General features: G+C 58.8%; 14 protein-coding genes and 1 tRNA gene. 7 read left to right on the top strand and 8 right to left on the bottom strand.

From position 1 onward, the window contains the following. Nucleotides 1-5: 5 nt before the first annotated feature. The 3 genes from QW379_01225 (at nt 6) to QW379_01215 (ending at nt 2620) form a co-directional block, all read left to right on the top strand. Nucleotides 6-596 (top strand): 50S ribosomal protein L15e, encoded by a 591-nt coding sequence (locus QW379_01225; protein ID MEM2869031.1) that lies wholly within the window; start codon nt 6-8, stop codon nt 594-596. A gap of 124 nt (nt 597-720) precedes the next feature. Then, nucleotides 721-1308, top strand: coding sequence for an HAD family hydrolase (locus QW379_01220; protein ID MEM2869030.1), 588 nt, complete (start codon nt 721-723; stop codon nt 1306-1308). A 91-nt stretch (nt 1309-1399) separates the two neighbouring features. Beyond that, nucleotides 1400-2620, top strand: a complete 1221-nt coding sequence (locus QW379_01215) for a transglutaminase family protein (GenBank protein MEM2869029.1) — start codon at nt 1400-1402, stop codon at nt 2618-2620. Between the two features lie 156 nt (nt 2621-2776). Here the strand turns inward: QW379_01215 and QW379_01210 are convergent, their stop codons facing one another. The 4 genes from QW379_01210 to QW379_01195 form a co-directional block, all read right to left on the bottom strand. Next, on the bottom strand, nt 2777-3439 hold the full coding sequence (locus QW379_01210) for a fibrillarin-like rRNA/tRNA 2'-O-methyltransferase (protein MEM2869028.1): 663 nt from the start codon (nt 3437-3439) through the stop codon (nt 2777-2779). A gap of 7 nt (nt 3440-3446) precedes the next feature. After that, nucleotides 3447-5165, bottom strand: coding sequence for a DUF5711 family protein (locus QW379_01205; GenBank protein ID MEM2869027.1), 1719 nt, complete (start codon nt 5163-5165; stop codon nt 3447-3449). A 67-nt stretch (nt 5166-5232) separates the two neighbouring features. Further along, the gene (locus tag QW379_01200; GenBank protein MEM2869026.1) at nt 5233-6507 is read right to left on the bottom strand and encodes an NOP5/NOP56 family protein; all 1275 of its coding nucleotides are present in this window, start codon (nt 6505-6507) and stop codon (nt 5233-5235) included. A gap of 106 nt (nt 6508-6613) precedes the next feature. After that, complete coding sequence (locus QW379_01195) at nt 6614-8260, bottom strand: M48 family metalloprotease (GenBank protein MEM2869025.1); 1647 nt, start codon at nt 8258-8260, stop codon at nt 6614-6616. Between the two features lie 186 nt (nt 8261-8446). On the opposite strand from QW379_01195, the gene QW379_01190 reads away from it, so the two are divergent. Further along, nucleotides 8447-9502: an ABC transporter ATP-binding protein gene (locus tag QW379_01190; GenBank protein ID MEM2869024.1), complete on the top strand. Its 1056-nt coding sequence runs from the start codon at nt 8447-8449 to the stop codon at nt 9500-9502. A gap of 82 nt (nt 9503-9584) precedes the next feature. After that, on the top strand, nt 9585-10700 hold the full coding sequence (locus QW379_01185) for an ABC transporter permease (GenBank protein MEM2869023.1): 1116 nt from the start codon (nt 9585-9587) through the stop codon (nt 10698-10700). On the opposite strand, the gene QW379_01180 is transcribed toward QW379_01185, so the two are convergent. Further along, the gene (locus tag QW379_01180) at nt 10678-11691 is read right to left on the bottom strand and encodes a radical SAM protein (protein ID MEM2869022.1); all 1014 of its coding nucleotides are present in this window, start codon (nt 11689-11691) and stop codon (nt 10678-10680) included. The two genes, QW379_01185 and QW379_01180, sit on opposite strands and share 23 nt — an antisense overlap. 163 nt (nt 11692-11854) lie before the next feature. Here QW379_01180 and QW379_01175 point away from each other — a divergent pair, with 163 nt between their 5' ends. Next, complete coding sequence (locus tag QW379_01175) at nt 11855-12904, top strand: geranylgeranyl reductase family protein (protein MEM2869021.1); 1050 nt, start codon at nt 11855-11857, stop codon at nt 12902-12904. On the opposite strand, the gene gatD is transcribed toward QW379_01175, so the two are convergent. After that, nucleotides 12885-14273: a Glu-tRNA(Gln) amidotransferase subunit GatD gene (gatD, locus tag QW379_01170; GenBank protein ID MEM2869020.1), complete on the bottom strand. Its 1389-nt coding sequence runs from the start codon at nt 14271-14273 to the stop codon at nt 12885-12887. The two genes, QW379_01175 and gatD, sit on opposite strands and share 20 nt — an antisense overlap. A 152-nt stretch (nt 14274-14425) precedes the next feature. Next, the gene (gene gcvH / locus QW379_01165; GenBank protein MEM2869019.1) at nt 14426-14842 is read right to left on the bottom strand and encodes a glycine cleavage system protein GcvH; all 417 of its coding nucleotides are present in this window, start codon (nt 14840-14842) and stop codon (nt 14426-14428) included. A 164-nt stretch (nt 14843-15006) separates the two neighbouring features. On the opposite strand from gcvH, the gene QW379_01160 reads away from it, so the two are divergent. Next, nucleotides 15007-15108 (top strand) — tRNA-Met (locus QW379_01160). Nucleotides 15109-15133: 25 nt separating this feature from the next. On the opposite strand, the gene QW379_01155 is transcribed toward QW379_01160, so the two are convergent. Beyond that, complete coding sequence (locus tag QW379_01155; GenBank protein ID MEM2869018.1) at nt 15134-16516, bottom strand: right-handed parallel beta-helix repeat-containing protein; 1383 nt, start codon at nt 16514-16516, stop codon at nt 15134-15136. Between the last annotated feature and the right edge of the window lie 20 nt (nt 16517-16536).

Genomic DNA, 16536 nt, shown 5'->3' with positions numbered 1-16536 from the left:
TGGCGATGGTGAAAAGCCTGTATAAATATATCAGCGAGGTGTGGCATAAACCGGAGAAGAGCGTGGCAGGGGAGCTTCGCTGGCAGAGGATGGTCCAGTGGCGCTCAGAGCCAGTTTTCCAAAGAATTGAGAGACCGACGAGACTGGACCGCGCGAGGGCGCTTGGATACAGAGCGAAGCCGGGGTTCATTATCGTTAGGACGAGGGTCAGACGAGGGGGGCTCAGAAAAAGGGCGATTCGGAAGGGGAGAAAGCCAAGGTCGAAAGGCATTCTGAGCATCACGATGGCCAAGAGCATCAAGAGAATCGCGGAGGAAAGGACCCAGAAGCACTACCCAAACATGGAGGTCCTCAACTCCTATTGGGTCGGCCAAGACGGGAAGCACAAGTTCTATGAGGTTATTCTGGTCGACCCATGCCACCCCGCAATCATGTCCGACCCGAAGCTGAACTGGATATGCATGCCCCAGCACCGTTCAAGGGTGTACAGGGGCCTGACCTCCGCCGGGAAGAAGGGCCGAGGGCTGCGGTACAAAGGTAAGGGGGTAGAGCACGTCCGGCCATCCATTCGGGCCGGTGATGGACGGGGTAAGTAGCCCTCCAACCCGCTCGGAGCACTCTCGAAGTCGCTGTAAAAATGGACATGTGGATGAATGAACCTCGCGCGGCGGCCGCTCAGGACGGGGGGAGTCCCCGCGCATTTGGGGGAGGCCATCCGGAATGAGCGTGAAAAAAAAGGCGGTCTTCGTGGACCGTGACGGAACGCTTAATGTGAATATAGATTATCTCAGCGACCCCTCATTATATCAGCTCTATCCCGGCGTGGCAGAAGGCCTGCGCATGCTCAAGGAGGAGGGGTTTGTAATCGTCGTGGTTACCAACCAGTCGGGCATCGGCCGGGGCTTTTTCGACGAGACAACTCTTGAGAGAATTCATGATAAGATGAGGTTGGAACTCGCCAAGGGCGGGGCCTCCGTAGATAGAGTTTACTACTGCCCCCACCTCCCCAGCGAAGGCTGCGCATGCAGGAAGCCCGGCACAGCGCTGTTTGAGAGGGCCGCGGAGGAGCTCGGGATAGACCTGAGGCAGTCCTTCGTCATCGGTGACACGTATATGGACGTGGCAGCGGGACATACAATCGGTGCCCGAACGGCCCTCGTCCCGGAACCCCGGCACAGGGAAAGAATTCTCGCTGAGATGAAGGGCTGGGATGTGAGGCCGGATTTCATCGGTGAGGACTTCCTCTCCGCGGCACGCTGGGTCGTTGAGATAAGCCGGGGTCGAGTCCCGGGCACTGAACATCGCTGACAGCTCCCGGCGAAGCTAGTGGAAACCGCGGCTCGGCCGGATACTCCGAGCGGGAATAATAAATATCGCACACTACCTTTCAGAAACTGTGATGCCAGCCGGCCAGCTGGGAGACCCACCAACCCACCTGCCCACCAGGGAGGGGGGTAAAACACCGCCAAGGGATCAAAACCTGGGGAGTATACTCGGGGTCTTCCTCGCTGCATTTCTCGTCGTCAATGCAGTCCTAGGGGCGTGGTTTCTCTTCAGAAATTCTGGGAGGATGGACGACCCAATGGTCCCTAGGGCGGGGTTCGGGAGCAATGATGTCCGGGCCCCCCTCATCCCCGACTACGATCCGATCTCGTGGGAGGAGAGACCGGCAGCTAGCGCGATTGTCGGCCCCGGGTATTCACTAGAGTGGAGGTGGGAACTCGGGCGATGCTTCACTCTGTGGGGAGGGGAGCTGAGGCTCTGGGTCAGGAATTCCGGTTCAAGCGAACTCTTCATCTACGGGTTTTCGATGGAGGGCGAGTGGGGGGCGCCCATCTGCGCTTCGGTCGGGGTCACTGTCCCGAAGGGGTCCGAGACCGCTCTCGGAATTCTGCACTTTCAGGGTCCAGAGCAGCACGGCTCCTACAATTTCACTGTAAAAATGGCTGTCATGGCTCAGAGCAAGCTCGGGCCGGTCAGAGGCTGGTTTGACTATGGATGGGTTGGAAGTGCCCCCAGAACCCTCACATTCCTCCCAGGAGGAATCGACCCCGGGATTCCGATTAGGAAGAACCCCGCATGCTACTTCGACAAGCTCAACCGCCTGATGGACCCCTCGGACTCAGAGGTGTGCTCGAAGGCCGCGGGAATCCTCTCGCTCCACCCCGGGCCATTCAATATCTACCACGCCGCAGAAGCGTTCGACTTTGTCCGGGACGAGATAGAATATCTCAATGAGTCCGGTGGGGAGGACTACTGGGCCCCGCCCGCCGAAACCCTGCGCACCGGCCGGGGCGACTGCGAGGACCAAGCCCTCCTCCTCTCTGCCCTAGTGACGGCCATGAACGGCACCACGCGCTTCCATATCATAAAAAACCACGCCTTCTGCAGCATTTATGTCGGACGAGACCTCTCTTCGGTCGAGCTCGCTCTAGAGCGCTATTACAACACGGACCTGAAGCTTGCCTATTTTCAGGACCCGCTGGGCTTCTGGCTCGCTGCCGACACAACCTCCTCACTCCACCTGGGGGCCCTCCCACTCGGCGGAGAGCCCGTGCCGGGGGGCTGGGCCCTGACCGGCACCACGTATCATTTCACCGTGGATATGCTTCCTCGGTAGAGGTGGATTCTGAACGCTCTCTCCCCTCCACACGCTCACTCCCCTCCCGACTCACCATCCTTCTGGGAATGGACATGAGACACGGGGTTCACCTGTCACGTTTAGCATCATTATAGAGCGGCCGGGGGGTTTGGCTCCGTATCCCTCGACGAGGCCTCAGCCCTTCCATTGTATCCCGAGAGCCAGATGGTCGCGGTGGTAGGGCTCGAGACGGATTTTCTCGGTGACCTTGACGGATGGAGACGCCTCGAGCGACGCCAGCACCCGGCGGAAAGTCTCTTCAGGCCTCTCGGAGGAGGATACGCTGCGCGCCTTGAGCATTAGGAGGGCCCTCCCTCCCCTACGGAGAAGCATCTCCGCGTTGGCCATGAAGACCTTGTCCTGGTCCCTCTGCGCGATATCCTGATAAATGAAGTCAACCGCCCCCACAACGGCCATGTAGCTCATAGGGTGCCGCGCGTCGGCCTCCAGAGGGAACATGTTGGGCCTCTCCCTGCAGACGCCGAGAAGGTCCCTGAATGCCCGAGGGGAAATCTCGACGCAAAACACCATTCCGTCAGGGCAGAGATCAGAGACATGGCTCGCGGTCGTCCCGCTGGCTGCACCGAGATAGAGCACCCTCGAATCCCTCTCTATGGGGAGTTCCTTCAGACCATTCTTTATTGCAGCTGCGAGCTTGCTTCTCCAGGGGTTCCACTCGCGATAGAGCTCCCCTTTGATTTCAACTATCTTCTCACCGTACACGCTACCGCCAGCCAGCCTGCGGGTATAGAGGTTCCCGCGCGATAGGTAGACCCCTCTGAATCTCGAGGGCTCCAGAATTTTATCACCCGGCCCTGAACTTCGTGTGGCAGAACGGGCAGGCGAGGAAGTCGCGCCTCACAGGCTTTCCACAGACGGGGCAGCGCGCGTCCGGTGTGAATGTGACACCCGGCGATGGTACCCTCGCGAGAGGGGTGGGGGCTGGCGTCTTCGGAGCCTCCTTCTTCGAGGCCTGGACCTTGGCCACGAGCCTCTGAATATTCCCGTGCTGGATAATGGGCTGGGTCTTTCCGAAAGCCACCTTCCTGCCGGGCTCCCCGGCTGCAATCGAAAAAATCGCCTCCGTCAGGTACTCCTTTCCCTCCATATCGCTGAAATGAATTGAAAGCTTCATAGGTATTGTTGCCACGACTAAAGGCCTGATACCGTAAACTTCGTTCACGAACTTCCCCGTCTGGAGCTGGGGAATTCTCATATTGCCCTCAATAGCAACTTGCCCCGAGAACTCCAGCTTCAGGTTGGCGGCGTGGGCGCTGCCTGTGTTCATTATTATCGTGTTGAGCTTTGTGACCGAGTCCACGTTGAAGCTCTCCGATGCAACGGCGAGTATGGAAAGCTCAGGCCTGCTCTTCTCCTTCAGGCGCAGGGCCACCTTCTCCGCCCCCCGGGCGTAGTTGACCGCGGAGGTGTAGGCCTTCCTCTCCAGCTCTGAGGCGGCCCTCTGCATCAGCACCTCGGCCTCGAGGGCCGCAACGCCGAAATTCTTGACACTCTCAAGGTAGCGCGCGGCCTGGGATATGATGGCACTGAAGAACTGGTTGTTGTCGAAGTAGCAGATGACCCGGTCCCGGCCCCCGGCGACCGCAAAGTCTCCCGCGGCCGTCAGAGCAGCGCAGGTGGCGTCCTCGAGCCTCTTCTGTCTCCACACCTCCTCGCCGTTCTGGTCCATAAGATATACATGATCGTCGGCCGAGGCCACTATCGCAAACTCCCCATTTGTCGAGATTGCAACATCGAGGACTCTATCCCGGCACTGCCAGCGCTTGACGAGTGCCCCGTTCCTTGAGAGGAGATGGACCTCGTTTCCTACCCCGACCACAATGTTGCGCGCAGAGAGGGATAGGTCCATACAGGAGGCGGTCTCGGGGTTCCTAGGGTTCCAGAGGAGGGAGCCCGTCCTCTCGAAGAAGTAGAGCCTTTTGTCCATCGAAGAGGCGAGGAGGTAGTCCCCGTTGTCGGATATCGCCACGGTCCGAATCGGGCCCTCCGTGCGGTAGCTCCATATCAGCTTTCCACCAATGTCGAGGAGGTATATCGAGTGGTCGTCAGACCCCGCAACGACGTAGTTTCCATTTGAGGATATACAGACGTCATGCACCGCGCCACCCATTCTCGCGCCCCAGAGCACCTTGCCGCTTCTGTCGAGAACGTAGGTGTTCATGTTCTCGCTGCCTATCACCACGGAGGAGCCCGTTGAGTTCATGGAGAGGCTGGTAATGGGCTCCTTCAGGCCCATCTTCCAGAGGACGTTGCCATTTCTATCGTAAAGGTGGACCCTGGCGTCAGCGGTGATTATGGATATTAACTCGCCGTTGCTCGACATTTTCAGCTTGAGTATCGGTGCCCCTGCGTCCCTCTGCCAGATCGCCTTGCCCTGATTATCTAATAGGAGGAGGGTCCCGTCGGAAATGCCCGCCGCAACCAGCTCGCCGCCTTTGGTGATGGCGACGTCTCTGACCTCATTTTTAGTCTGGAATTCCCAGATCTTCGCAGCCTCGGGCAATAGCAACCTCCGTTGGCGTAATAACTCCTTGAGAATATTATATCTTTCCCCTGCCGCCGGATGTCCCTCACCTTTCGCCCCGGCGGCCGCGTTTTCCGCAACCGCTGGCCCCCCTTCTCTCCCTGTCCAGCGTTGATTCCTTTTGAATTCGAGAGAGCTTTTTCTGAAGACCCTCCTTGATGGCCTCTGTAATGTCTCTTCGGCCGAAGGCGTCGGCGCGCGCCGCGAGCGAGGCGCTGGATGCTAGGGCCCTCGCGACCTTGCCCCTCAGCCTCGGCGGCGCCCTGTGGACGAGGGGGTGCTGGAAGAGGACACCGTGCTTGGGCGGCCTCCCTCCCGTTTTCATGAACTGGAAGAGGGCCTTCTCCGCGCCGAGGAGCTGGACTGTGCTCGCAGGGAGCCTCGCAAGCCTATCCAAACTTCCAGTGAGGGAAAGAAGCCGGGCTGCGAGGAGGGGACCCACGATGGCGCTCAGGTTTGGCGCGAGCTCCTCCATTCTCTTGGTGATGTAGCCCTCGAGCCCTGCCCTGCAGCGACCAACCTCCCTCACCAGAGAGGCCCAGGAACGGATGGCAGCCTCGTCCGCCGGGGAGAGAAGCGCGCCGGGCGAGTCGAACTTCTTGCCCATGGCCCTCTCGACCCCCTCCCTCCCTCCGTACTCTGCCACCGCTTCGACGAAATCTTTGGTCCCAAGGGACTCGGCCAGCTCGGGGAGGTGGAGGCCGTACCACTCCACCAGTCTCTCGGTAAGCAGATTGGAGACGCGGGTTAGCTCCTCCAGCCCCGCAACGGCCTGGGTCACGAGCCTGTCCGGGCCGAGCTCGCCGAGCTTCTCCCTGCCCATCCAGAGCGTGGCCTCGTGCAGGAGCTCCGGTCCAAAGCCCAACTTCCTTCCGAGCGGCTCGAGGTCTGGAGGGGCGCCGGGGACGAGCCTCCCGAGGGAGCGGAGCCTCTCTTCCAACACATCCGGGACAGGTCCTCCTTGGAGGGACTTTCCTTCACCCTCCTCCGAAACTGCGGAGAGCCGGCCCCTCCGCGCCCGCCGGGCAGCATGGGTCTCAACCTTTGGCCCCTCGGGTGCCTGTGAAACGACTCCCCCTCCTCCTTCCGCCGGAGCGCTAGACTCTCCTCTAGAAGCGCCTCCCGCCGCCGGAATCTCTCCCCCGCCCGCACGCGCCGTCACAAGAGCGGCCAGCTCCCTCTCCTCATCTAGAATCTCACCCCTCTCGATTCTCCGGAGGCGGCGGGCGAGCTCGCGCGGGTCGCGCGGGGCGGGCCTCTGCTCGACCACGCGCTTCCCATCTAGCAGGAAGGTCCCGAACCAAGTGGTGACGAGGAGCATTCTTTCCCGGTTGGAAATACGCCTGGAGCTGTATAAATGTTGGCGCAAGAACCATGGGTTGGAGACGGAGGAGGCCCGTGAGCCTTTGTATTGAGTTGTGAATTTGTCATAACAAAGCGATATTGCTGAGGACGAAAAGCAGCACTCCAATAATAGCAACGGCTAGGCACCCCGCCATTTTCAGCCCCGCGGTCCACAGGCGATGCCTCTTCTTCCCAACCTGCATCTCGTAGAGCTCGATATATGGCACCACCCCTCTCCTGTACCATCCCCTTATCTCAACCTCCTGTCCGAGCCAACTCTCGGTCCTTAATAGGCCCACGAAAAAATTGATTATCGGCAGAACCTGGTCATAGTCCAGCAGAATCAGGCCGGTCCCGTCGTCGAGCTTTATGTCCTCGTTAAAGAAGAGGCCTGGCCTCCCCCTCCCGATTATTTTCCCGCTCAGCTCCACAGGAATTCCCCTGACGGGGCTCGCCTTCGGCTCTTGGAGAAGGTCAACAACGCGAGCACTCGCGAAATTGTGCGGGTACTTGTAGACCTGGAGATAAACGAAGCCGAATAGCCCGGCAAAGAAAAGGAGGGCACTGAGCGAGATGAAGAATGCAACCATCAGCCCGACCGGGAATAGCCACCAACCGACAAAAATGGCGATGGGGATGGACAGGGCCCAGGAGCCCCTGATGAATATGTCCCGGAGGAAGTCGTCCCAGTAGGACTCTGGCTGCTCGAGGTCGAAATTTATATAAGGGGTCTGGCCCAGCTCAGAGGCGATCTTGCCTAGGGCCTTTATCCTCTTCGCGGGCAGGGGATGGGTCATCGTCAGCTCCGAGAAGAAGGCCCAAGGGTTCCACAGGTCCCAGGCCATCACCCTCTTCAGCGTCTCCTTCGAGTAGGAGCCGGCGGTGGTCGCTTGGACCGCCAGAGCGCGCGCAATTCGGGCGTCGAAGAACATCAGGGGGTTGGTCTCAAATCTCGTCTGGCGCTTGACCTGCTCCATACCCTGGCCCTTCCCTTCGACCGCCAGACCGTAGGCTATTTTTATGAGCGCACTGGAGAGCGCGTTGGGCCTCCCCGTGCTCCGGGCGGAGAAGTCGTCGGCGTAGTACTCCCTGTATCGGCTAACCATCAGCGCGATCAGCTGGGCGAAAAGGTAGGCGAGGAAGGCAATGACTCCGGCGATCGCAATCGCCGCTACGGCCTGCCCCTTCCCCTTCCCCCCTCCCTTCATATATCGAATCGAGCGGAAGGCGGCGCGGTAGAAAATGTAGAGGATGAGAGGGACCATCGCCACCACGGTCATCACGACAAAGTCGTTGTGTACGATGTGGCCCATCTCGTGCGCGACGACCGCCCTCTGCTCCTCCTCGTCGCAGTACTTAAATATCCCTTCCGTCACGACCAGATGGGCGCTGCGCCTCGTCCTACCGAACGCGAAGGCGTTGGGGTTGCCGTCCTCGATGACTCCCAGCGCAGGCACTGGAATTCGGTTCTCTCGGCAGGTGCTCCGAATGTAGTCCTGGATGGAGGCGGGGAAGTAGGATATGTTCACCCACTTTATTTTGTATATCCATTTAATAACCGCCGGTGAAACAGCCCACTGTAGCAGCACCACCCCGACAGCTGCGAGCAAGGAAAGCGCCAGACCTATAAGAAAGGGCAGGTCGAAGAGGAGAATCAGCACCATAAAGAAGGCGAACAGAATTCCGAATAGGACCGATATCGCGAGGTACATCCTCGCCATCAAGGCCATGAAATATATATTTCGCGACCGACCTTTTAGTTTTTACTCTCACGACCCCGCTCCGGGGATTGCGGGGCTTAGGAGCCTCGCGCTCAACCCTTGTATATCTAGGGTGGAAAGGCAAGGAACAGCAGGCCCCCACCGACCACAAACGATATATTTTGAGTGGGGGGTTGAAGCGCCCGGGTCTTGCCTATGCCAAAGGGTTCGCTCGACGGAGAAGCGGGAGCGGTCGGGAGCAGAGCAATAATCGAGACCATCAACCTGACCAAGAGGTTCAACGGCTTCACTGCTGTAGACCGTGTGAACATTCGGGTCAATGAGGGAGAGATATACGGCCTCCTCGGACCAAATGGGGCGGGGAAGTCCACACTGATAAGAATGCTCACGACCCTCTCTCTTCCTACAGAAGGCTCGGCGAGGATCGCCGGTTATGACGTGGTCAAGGAGGCCCACAGGGTCAGGGAGCTCGTCGGCATCGTCTCGGAAAAGATGATAATGTACGAAAGGCTCACCGCCTACGAGAACCTGAGGCTATTCGCTAAGCTCTATAACGTACCTAAAAGTGAAACGGATGCGAGAATAGAAGAGCTCCTGAAAATCGTCAACATGACGAAATGGGCCGACGAGCAGATAGGGAAGTTCTCGACCGGCATGAAGCAGCGCATCAACGTCATCAGGGCGCTGGTCAGCATGCCACGAGTGGTCTTCATGGACGAGCCCACACTCGGCCTTGACCCCCAGAGCACAGCCGAGATTCGCGCTCTCATCAAGAGGCTCAATAAAAAGGACGGCCTAACCATTGTCCTGACGACGCACATAATGAGCGAGGCCGAGGCCCTGTGTGACCGCATAGGACTGATGGACAGGGGGAGGATAGTTGCGGTGGGGTCGCCAGATGAGTTGAAGGGCCGGATATCGGACCGGAACAACACCGTGGTTGAGCTGGATGTGATCAATGCACCGTCCGACGCGGCCGAGCGACTCCGCGGCCTCTACGGCATAATGAGCGTGTCTCAGAAAGAGAACTGCGTTAAGGTAATCGTTTCTCGAGGCGACGCCTTTCAGGAGGTGGTCGAGGCCGCGGGGAGGGCCGGTCTCAGGCTCAGGAACGCCTCCATCACCCAGCCCACGCTAGAGGACGTATTCCTTCACTTTACAGGTAGGGCTATGGTGGAGGAGGTAAAGGAAAGGGTGTCTATGCACCGGCATGGGCCGCACAGTTTAGGTCTAAGGCCGAGAATCAGGTGATTCTATGGGAGCGGGGGCAGTTATCTACCATTCTTTATGGATAGCCCACAAAGACCTCTTGGAGTTCGCGCGCAATCGGGTGATGCTCGTAATGCTCTTCGTCTTCCCCCTCTTCCTGATGATGATGACGGGCTACATCTTCCCGTCCGGGACCACCCTGAAGGACGCCCCCGTCTCTTTCGTGAATCTGGACAGGGCCAACGGCACCATAGGGGAGGAGGGCCTGACATTCTATCTCACCCTCCAGAGCATAAACCATAGGACCGGCTACTTCTCCATCTCCAACGCCTCGAGCGAGGATGAGGCGCGTGAGATGATTACCCGCGGCGATGTAATGGGAGCCGTGATAGTCCCCGCGAACTTCACATCGAGCCTGCGCGCCGGAAGGCAGGGGCAGGTCACGATTCTCTACGACCAGTCCAAGCCGCAACTCTCGCTCCAGCTCACGGCCCTGCTCAACTCGGTCATATCCCAGATGGGGACGGGCCGGGCCATCCAGACCGTGAACCGCACAACTGGAGAGCCCCTCAACACTTCGGCCGCAATCGTCACTCCCTATAAAATTCATATCAAGGGAACTGTTCCCGGCGACCCGAATTACTTCGAGTTCATGGCGCCGGGAATGATGATGATGGTGGTGATGTTCAGCGTCATGACCGGCCTGCCGAGAGCGATATCTCATGAGAGGGAGGCGGGCACGTTCGACGGCATATTGGCCGCTCCCACTAGCCGTTTCTCCATTATACTGGGAAAAACAATCGCCCAGAGCGTCAGGGGGATGGTTCAGGGAGCTGTGGTCCTCCTTCTGGCCCTCACCCTCTTCGGCGTCACCGTCAACGGCCCGCTGATATTGGTCGTTTTCCTGCTCCTGCTGGGAATCTTCAGCTTCATCGGGCTCGGGATAGCGATAACATCCGCCGCAAAGGACGAAGAGACCGCCGGAACGCTCATGATGGTGCTTCAATTCCCCATGATGTTCCTATCGGGTGTTTTTTTCCCGATAGAGCAGATGCCGGTTTACATGCAGTACGTTGCTAAAGCGATGCCCCTGACCTACGCCACCTCCGCGATGCGCAAGGTCGTTGTCCTTGGAGCGGGACTTGCGGAGATATGGACGGAGGTGGTGGTTCTGCTCGTGTTCGGCCTCGTGCTGCTGCTGATAGCGATACCGCTCTTCAAGAAAGCGATGGCCCAGTGAGGGGCAGTAGCGGCCACATCAGCGAGCAGCATTCCTCAGTGAAGACGGCCCTCAGGCCCCTCCGCCTCGCGTGGCGAACAGTTTCTTCAAGCGGGTAGGCTATGGCGTTTGCTCCGGCGTCTACAGCCAGCTTCTCCAGCAGGGGCTTCTCCGGGCCAGACTGGCGCATACAGCCCAGAATCAGGGGCGTGCGAGGGTTAAGGAGGCGGGCCACAGCGATGAGCTTCGCCACCTCTCCAGGGGGGGGCGTTCCTGTCCTCTCCATTGCCGTCCCGCGAATTCTCGTGAGGGAAATAATAACAATCGCCTCCGGGCGGGCCTCCGTGACATACTCCAGCGCCCTGTATTCTCCCCTGACCTTTCCGTAGTAGAGCCCGACGAGGATGTGGGGGGCTAGGCCAAGCCCGGCTTCCCGGGCCACTTGGAGGGCTTTCCTGAAGTCCTGGGGCTTCTTCCGGAGGTGGTAGACCTCCCTGATGGTTCTCGAGTCCCCGATCACATCTATAAGAACCTGCATCACCCCAGCCTCTCTCAGGGCCCATGCTGTCGCCCGGTCCATCAGGCCCGTGTGGGCGATGACCTTCAGACCCATTTTCCGGAGTTCCGAAATCGCCCCGGTGAAGGGGAGGAGGGGCACGAGGCCCTCCCTGAGTGAGCCGCCGGAGATGAGCACACCTGCGCACCCCTTTTTCCTCAGCTCTCTGCCGACGGCCACGAGCCTGGCCGGAGTGGACACGGGAAGCATGTCTTTCAGCAGGCGTCCCCCGCAGTGCTCGCAGCGGAGGGCGCACCTCCCACCCGTGACGCTGATATTGACGAATTTACCGGGTCGATTGGTAAAGCTCGCGACTCTATAGACCTTCGGGCTGGGTGCTGAAACGCCCAGCACGGGCTCGAAGTTCAGGCGCCGCGCGTCCCAGGCGAGCGCTAAAAGCTCATCCAGCGGCCTCCGTCGAAGCTCCCTGATTCGCCCGACCAAAGCGCTTCCCATTGGGCGAGGGGAGCGAGGGGGGGCGATATATTGTTTTTGGAATTGGGTGCGTGAGCCGCCTCAGCTATCCAATTCGCGCAACGATGCTGGCTGAAATTCTCCGGGTCCGGGGGCGGAGAGTTCCGGCAGGAGAAGATTTAAGGCCCTAACCAGATTTAGCAATGTGGAGGAGTACGAGGTCGCAGTAATCGGCGCCGGTCCCGCGGGCGCCTCTGCTGCTAGAGAGCTAGAGAGGCTCGGGGTGGATTATATTCTAATGGACAGATGCTCTTTTCCAAGGTCAAAACCCTGCGCCGGCATCCTACCTCCCAAAATTGAGGAGCTAGTGGGTCCTCTGCCCCGGACCGTGTATGAGCGAAGAATTTGGGGCTATCATCTCCACACGGCTTCCAGCGCTGAATTCCTCTCGCGCTTCCCCCGCCCGGGATACTCCGTGGACCGGTCTCGGTTCGACTCATGGCTCCTCTCTCGCCTTAAGAAGCAGCCGGTGAGGGCAGAAATGCTCGGTGCATCTCAGGGGCGTGATTCAGTCACGGTGAGAACGAGCACCGGGGAACTCAAGTGCCGCGTGCTCATCGGTGCAGACGGGGCGAACTCTCGGGTGAGGGCAGTGCTCGACGCCGCTCCCGGAGCTATGGCGCTGGCCTGCCAGACTAGTATTCCTATGCCTCCCTCTGAGGTCCGCCGGAGAACGCAGGGGTGGTTCCACGTTTTCTACATCATTCCCGGAGGATATGGGTGGGTAGCGCCTCACAGAAGCTGCGTAAGGGCCGGCGTCGGAAGCACGCTGTCTGGGTGGGGCGCTCCCAAGAGTCTATCTATCTTCCTGAGAATGTCAAAAGTTCGCGAGCTGACGGGCGATGGGGAGTGTATGGGGTTTGAAGCGCACAGGATACCGATGGGCGGCCCCCTGCCAATATTGGGGAAGGGGAGGGTCCTTCTAGCGGGCGACGCGGGGGGTTTTGTCTTCCCCGGAACGGGTGAGGGCGTCCGCTTCGCCCTTCTCTCAGGTACGCTCGCGGCGAGAGCAGCTTCCCTTTGTCTGGAGAGGGGCCCAGGTATTAGGAGAATTGACAGAACCTATCTAAAGCTCCTCGAGGAGGAGGGGCTGCTCTCGCTCAGGGAGGTGGATTTTCGGAGGGTGCTCAGGACCCCCACGAGCGCCGAGAGATACGTGACAGCCCTCCGGGGTCTCAGTGGAAGTGCTTGCTGACGAATTCTTCAACTTCGGGTATTCCGCCCTGCATTATCAGGTAGCCGTTGAAAGGCTCCCTCTCTGTGATTTCGCCGGCGATGGGCGTGAGCATCATTTTTTTGACCTCCTCTGGGTTCTGGGTGTGGCCGAGCACCCAGCCGAGCTTCACATAAGCCACCTCGGGGAGCATGTTGGCGGCCGGGACAACGCCCAGCTCCATCAGGTCCCGCCCAGTGTCATAAACATACATCTGGACGTAGCCCCAGAGGGTCTGCACGGTCATGAACATGGCGATTCCCTCTTCCTTCGCCCTTTTCAGGGATGGGTAGAGGGGCTTGTTCACGTGTCCGAGGCCCGTGCCCGCTATCACAATTCCCCTGTACCCATGGTCAATGAGGGAGTCGATGATGTCGGGCTTCATCGCCGGATAATAGTAAACTATCGCAACCCTGTCATCGAACTTCGTGTCTATAATAATGTCCCTGTCCCTTCTCCTTTTCTTGTAGTCCTGCCTGAGGTACCTGAAGCCCCACTGTGGCGAGACCATGGCGAGAGGTATATCACCTATTGTCCTGAAGGTGGACCTGTAGCTCGAGTGCATCTTCCTGACCCTCGTGCCGCGGTGGAGGAGGCAGTACTCCTCGCTCGTGGGTCCAAACATGCAAACCATTACCTCTGCGATGTCGCACTTCGCAGCGGTCATGGTGGAGCAGATCAGGGTCATGGCGGCGTCGCTTGAGGGCCTGTCGCTCGACCTTTGGGAGCCGACCATCACAATCGGGACGGGCGAGTTCTGGACCATGAATGAGAGGATGGCAGCAGTGTGGTGCATCGTGTCGGTGCCGTGGCCTATGACGATTCCGTCCGCACCCTTGGCCACCTCCTTCCCTATGGCCTCTGCGGTCGTCTTCCACTGTTCCGGCCCCATATTCTCGCTGAAGACCCCGTAGAGTTTTATAGTGGTCAGGTTGGCGATGTCGGCCAGCTCCGGGACCGCGCCATAGAGTTCGCCAGGTGTGAAGGCGGGAATCACCGCCCCTGTTCTGTAATCGAGGCGACTTGCGATGGTGCCACCGGTGCCTAACAGGGTTACGTTGGGCTTATTCGGGTCCCTGGGGAACTCCTTTTCCGGTATCTTGTATTTTGCTTCCCTGTACCCGACCTCCTTTATGCTCTGTATCGAATCGACATCGAGGCCGATGTTGTAGCCGTTGCGCAGCTTGAGGACTATGTGATAGTCGTCCGCGCTCTCTGAGCGGGGCAGGATGATGCCCTCGAACACCCCGTGCCCCGTCCTGACTTCGACGTCGCTCCATACCCTCACGCCGAACTCGATGAGGCGGGCTCTCGCGCGGCCCCTGTACCCCTTGTAGGCGTCGTCGGTCAATCTCCCTCGGGACCGGCATGGTATAGCCCTAAATAAGCATTGCCGGTGGTGTGATTGAGGAAGGTCTGAGTAGACAAGGGGGGCAGTGGGCACCTCACTCGGCGGGTTTCGGCCTCAGAGCCACAGTAAAAAGGGGGGCCGCGGCGCTCAACCTACTTTTTTATCTCGGAGAGCTTCTTCTTCATTATTTCGAGATATGCAGCCGCGTTGAGGAGCTGGGAGACCTGAGAGGGGTCTTTCGGTTTGAGCTTCACTATCCAGCCCCTGTTGTAGGGGTCCCTATTGATGAGTGTGGCGTCGTCCGCAATATCCTGGTTGACTTCCACAACTTCGCCGTCGAACGGGCCGTAGAGCTTGCCAACCCACTTACCCGATTCCATCGTACCGAAGGGCTTGTCCAGCGACACCTTGTCGCCCTCCGAGGGGAGGTCGACATAGGTTATGTCGCCCGCCAGCTTCTGGGCGAAATCCGTTATTCCCATAATGTAGTGGTCGCCCTCCTTCTTGAGCCAGTGGTGCTCTTTGTGGTAAACGAGGTTGTCGGGAATGTCGTATTGCTCGAACTTCATCGGGTTCCCCCCTCCGGAGGTCGAATGCAGTCATTGTTATTAAGTATTATGTTACCACCCGCTGCTAGTCCCGGAGAGCCAAGAGTAGTGTCCGGGGCGCTCCCCAAGCTTTTTATTGGCCCTCGCTCTTTTATCCTCGTAAAACAATCATCAAGTATCGTCAAGTCGGGGTGGCTCAGCCTGGTGGAGCGTCGGACTCATAGGAGATAGAGACCCTCTAGCTCTGCGACATCCGGAGGCCGGGGGTTCAAACCCCCCCCCCGACACTTATTACGAAGAGTTCAAGGGCACTCAATCACGGTACTTCCTGACGTAGTTGAGCAGTGCTCCAATGAGGGCCAGAGCGAACAGGGGACCGCTTCCAGTGGGGATAAAAGACGGCGCGCCCTCTCCTAGCCTGATGGTTATGGACTGGTCCTCATTTACTTCGACCTCCCGGCTCGATGAGAGACCCTGTGCTCCCACCGTGATTGTGTGCGGCGTGTCCTCATGCCTCGTGCCATTAGGGTCATAGTGCAACTGGAAAAGCTCGATGCCGCTGAAGGTGCCGCTCCTCTCCGTCCTGCCCCTGAAAACGATAGCCCCCAAACTGTCACGGATGGTAATATCCGCTCCACCAACTGGCCGGCGCTCAGAGTCCTCCACCCGGATTGTTAGCCTCCAGACAACCGCTACTGCACCCAGAGCGTTCTCGCTACCGGGGCCTGCGGTGTACAAGTTACCTTCCAGCACTGGGGAGCCGCTGACGGAGTAGACACCCCAGCCCCTACTACCGGTGATAAGATTGTTCCGGATTATAGGTCTGGAGGAGGTGCAGTTGACTCCTACGGCGTTGTCGGAGATTGTGTTGGAGGACAAGAGCGGCGAGGATGAGTGGATGGTTATGCCAGCACCGTTCCCTGAGGAGATGGTGTTTCCTGAGATTTTAGCGTCAGAGCCGCTGGAGCAATCAATGCCAGAGGAACCTGAGCCCAAAATCTCATTGCCCGATACCTCGGCATCCGAGTCGAAGAGGCCCACGCCCATCCAGTTGTTCAGGAGCCGGTTACTCCTGATGTGGGGCCTCGCACCAAGGGAGATTATGCCCTCCTTTTCCATGTTTCTTATCAAATTACCCGAGATATTGGGGGCCCCGTCCCCCTCCACCCGAATTCCAGCTCGGCATCCCTCGATGGTGTTGTCGGAGATTTCCGGGGATGAGGCATTGACAGTTATTGCATACCATTTATGATCGGTGAGACGGCAGCGGGTTATGATGACCTCATTGCAGGATATTATGATCCCTCCGGTTTCAAATACGCCCCATGTTCCTCTAACGTTGCTGTCACATAGCTCCATCGCGCCCCTGACCCTGAACCAGTAATGGGCTCCTAGGGGGCCGTTTGTGATTGTGGAATTACGCGCAATCAACCTGCCTCCGGGCTTGACCAGAATTTCGAACTCTGCGTCCTTTGTGAGGTTCATCACGAGGGTCGAGTTCAGGAGCTGGAGTACGCCGCCGCTCTCAATTATCAGGTTGGCTCTGATGTCTTTGACGGTGCTCTCAAGCGTGAAGAGGGAGCTGACCACCCACTCAGGTGTCTGGGCAACGGATGTCGGTGCGGGAATGAGGATGCCTAAGATGAGAGAGACCACCAGAAAAGGGAGGACGCAACTCCCTAACGCTCCGGACACTTGTCTAAGATTAAGGGGTG

It is taken from the genome of Thermoplasmata archaeon (assembly GCA_038851035.1).
Taxonomy (GTDB): Archaea; Thermoplasmatota; DTKX01; order VGTL01; family VGTL01; genus JAWCLH01.
Note: the sequence above shows the minus strand (reverse complement) of the source record. Positions and strands in the feature narration are given on the sequence as shown.